We start from the raw sequence: 3,378 nt of genomic DNA, 5'->3' as shown, positions 1-3,378 counted from the left end.
TCGGCGGCGGGCTCGTGCCCGCACTCGACGTGCTGGCGTCGTTCCTGCCGCTGTCCGGCGTCGCGGTCCTGTCCGGATTGCTGCTCGCGCGGCGCGGTGCGCGCTGGACAATCGTCGCGGCGCTGCTCGCCCTGACTCCGGTGGCGATCGGCGTGGTGCCCGAGTTGGCGCGCGCGATACCGGCCGCACCCGGGGGTGCGACCCCGGTCCGCCTGCTCACGCACAATGTCTGGCAGAACAACCCCGACCCCGCCGGCACCGCGCAGGCGATCATCGACGCCAGGCCCGATGTCGTGATGTTGCAGGAGGTGGACGGCCGCTTCGCGCCGATGCTCGCCGCGCTGGGCCAGCATTTCGCCTATGCGACAAAATGCCCGGCGGGCTGCGACCTTGCGATATTTTCGCGCTGGCCGATTGCCGGAAGCGACTATTTCCTGAAGGACGCAGAGGGCCGCAAATTCGGTCCGGCAATGCTGTGGGCGAGCATAGCCGGACCCGGCGGCGATCCATTCACCGTCGTGACGCTCCACTATCCGCGGCCGACCTCGCGCGATCAGGCGGTGCGCAGGCGCGATGTGGCGCGGGCATTGGCACGGATCGAACGCGGCCCCTTGATCGTTGCAGGCGACATGAACCTCACCCCCTGGGCCGCGGCGATGCGTGAGCAGGACCGCGCCCTTGCACCGCTTGTCCGCATGACGCGCGCGCTTCCCAGCTGGCCGCGCGCCTTTCCCGTGCTGCCGATCGACCAGCTTTATGCCGGAGCTGATTGGGGATTGATATCGGCGCGGCGATTGCCGGCGACCGGGTCGGACCATGTACCGATCCTCGTCACGCTGGGACGCCGGTGAAGCGCGCGATCACCTTTGCGCTGCTCGGTAGCTGCGGCTTTGCCGGGCCCGCGCTCGGCCAGCAGTCGGACGCCACCGACGGGCTCGGGTCGGTTTCGACCGAGAACAGCTTCGGACGCGACCGCAATATCGCCGTGCTCGAGCGTCGCCGGCCCGATTATACGCCCGAACCGATCCAGCTCGGCGTTCTCGAACTGACGCCGCGAATGGCGATTGGCGCCGGATACGACGACAATCTTTATGCGCAGGAGAACGACCGGATCGGCGACGCCTATCTGCGCATTCGCCAGCGCGTCTCGCTGGTGCGGCCTTCACCGAACCTCAAACTGTCGCTCGACGGCGAGCTTGACCTGCTGCGCTACGCCGACCGGGCGAGCGAAAATGCCACCCAATATTCGGTCAATGCGGGCGCGCTTTATACAATCAGCAGGTCGGACACGCTGAACCTGACGCTGCGCAACGGACGCTACAGCCAGGAACGCGTCTCGCCCGATAGTCCGACGCAGGCATCGCGTCCGATCCGCTTCGGCCTGAGCGGCGGAACGGCGACCTACACGCACGTTTTCAACCGGCTGCGCGTGCGCGGCGTGGTCGATGTCGAGAACCGCAATTACAGCGACAGCGTGACGCCCGGCGGCGATCCGATCGATCAGGATTTCCGCGATCACACCATCTACACCGGTACCGCCGTCGGCGAATATGCGCTGAGCCCGAGCATCGCGCTGTTCGTGGCGGGGTCGCTCAACAAGCGCGATTACCGCGAAAGGACCGGCCCGGTGCCGGCGCGTGACTCCTCGGGTTTCGAGCTCGCCGGCGGTGCGAGTTTCGAACTGGGCCGCAAGGCGCGCGGCGCGCTGCGGCTCGGCTATTTCCGGCAGGATTACCGGCCGGTGGAATTCGAGGATGTGTCGGGCCTCCTCGTGCGCGGCGAGCTCGCCTATTTCCTGACGCCGCTGGTGACGATCACCGGCACGGTCGACCGCGGCATCAAGGAAACGGGCGTCAACGGCGCGACGGGTTATCTCGCCACCAATATGACGCTGCGCGCCGATTACGAGCTGCTGCGCAACCTGATCATCAGCGCCGGCGGCGAGCTGGAGAAGCGCGACTTCAACAATATCGACCGCAAGGACGACCGCTGGACCTGGCGGGCCAATGCATCGTACCTCATGAGCAAGCGGATGGCGCTGCGGTTCGATGTGCAGCGGCGCACCCAGTCGAGCTGGGGTTTCAATGCGGGCCGCGAATTCACCGACAATCGCGTCTCGGTGGGAGTGACCTTCTCGGGCCTGTAGGCCCGGTCAGGCGCCCTTTGTCTGCGATCCATGGAGCGCGCCTTCGCAGGCGGCGAGCAGTTCGGGCGGTGCAAGACGGTTGATATAGCCGTCCGATCCCTGATCCGAGAGCAGCTTCGCTGGAATGCCGCCGACGACGCCGCGTTCGGGCACGTCCCTGGTCACGACCGCATTCGCGCCGATCGCCGCCTCGGTGCCGACATGAATCCCGCCGATCACCTTGGCGCCCGAACCGAGGAAGGTGCGATCGCCGATCACCGGCGCGCCGCGCCGGCTGCCGCGGTTCATATAGCCGAGCACGACGCCGTGGGTGATGTTGACATTGCTGCCTAGCACCGTGTCGCCATGGAAATAAAAGCCGCCAAAGCGATTGAGGAAAAGGCCTGGCCCGATCTCCATATATTCGGGGATCGCGAAGCCATATTTGTAGCGCGCGCGCAGCAACAGCCATTTGACGAAAGGGTAGAGGCCGAAAGCCCTGGCGGGCTTGAGCTTGAGCCAGCCGGCGGTGCGCATCAGCACCGTATATTTATACCCCGGGGTGAAGGCATAATGTCTGGCGAAAGCGCCGAAACTGACACGGCCCGCATAGCGATAGAGGTCGGCGGCGAGCAGCGCCTTCAATTTGGCGAAGCTCACCGGGCAGCCGCGCCGATGCGGTTTGCCGGACTCGTCAGACCCGGTTTCCTCGAACGCCGGCGCGGGCGCGAGCGATGCGGCCGGCATATCCATCAGAAATAGCGCTCGCCGAAGCGGATCGTATCACCGGGGAGCACCGCGAAATCGGCGGTCATGGGATATTCCCGTTCGCCGGCTTCGCCGGCGCGTTTCAGGAAGACGCGCTTTTCGTTGGCGCGATAGGTGAAGCCGTCGGCCTTGGCGACGGCACCCCGGATCGTAAGGCCCTGCGTATAGGGATATTCGCCGGGCTTGTTGACTTCGCCGAGCACATAGACGGGACGGAAGCTGGCAACCTGGATCGAAACCTTCGGTTCGAGCAGATAGCCGTCGCCGAGCTTCGCCTCGATCGCCTTGGAAAGCTCGTCGGTCTGTAGCCCCGCGGCCTTGACCTCGCCGATCAGCGGGAAGGCGATCGTGCCGGCGGGCGACACCTCGAAATCGCCGGTCAGCGTTTCTTCGCCATAGGTCGCGACCTTGATCTTGTCGCCGGGCGACAGGCGGAAAGCGGCGGCAGGCGGCGGTGCGGCGCCGCTGCCCTGCCACCCGCACTG

General features: G+C 66.0%; 4 protein-coding genes. 2 read left to right on the top strand and 2 right to left on the bottom strand.

Translation table 11 applies throughout. The features are described 5' to 3' along the window. Together VN047_RS19165 and VN047_RS19160 are read left to right on the top strand one after the other, a co-directional pair. Positions 1-851: endonuclease/exonuclease/phosphatase family protein (locus VN047_RS19165; RefSeq protein ID WP_325545504.1), on the top strand; the 851-nt coding region annotated here is incomplete at its 5' end. Beyond that, positions 848-2,146: an outer membrane beta-barrel protein gene (locus tag VN047_RS19160; RefSeq protein WP_325545502.1), complete on the top strand. Its 1,299-nt coding sequence runs from the start codon at positions 848-850 to the stop codon at positions 2,144-2,146. The genes VN047_RS19165 and VN047_RS19160, both read left to right, overlap by 4 nt. Positions 2,147-2,152: 6 nt before the next feature. On the opposite strand, the gene VN047_RS19155 is transcribed toward VN047_RS19160, so the two are convergent. Together VN047_RS19155 and VN047_RS19150 are read right to left on the bottom strand one after the other, a co-directional pair. Further along, positions 2,153-2,878, bottom strand: coding sequence for a serine acetyltransferase (locus VN047_RS19155; RefSeq protein WP_325545500.1), 726 nt, complete (start codon positions 2,876-2,878; stop codon positions 2,153-2,155). Further along, a partial coding sequence (locus VN047_RS19150) for a polysaccharide biosynthesis/export family protein (protein ID WP_325545498.1) occupies positions 2,878-3,378 on the bottom strand: 501 nt, incomplete at its 5' end. The genes VN047_RS19150 and VN047_RS19155, both read right to left, overlap by 1 nt.

Source organism: Sphingopyxis sp. (assembly GCF_035565275.1).
Lineage (GTDB): Bacteria > Pseudomonadota > Alphaproteobacteria > Sphingomonadales > Sphingomonadaceae > Sphingopyxis.
This window is presented reverse-complemented; position numbering and strand designations above follow the sequence as displayed.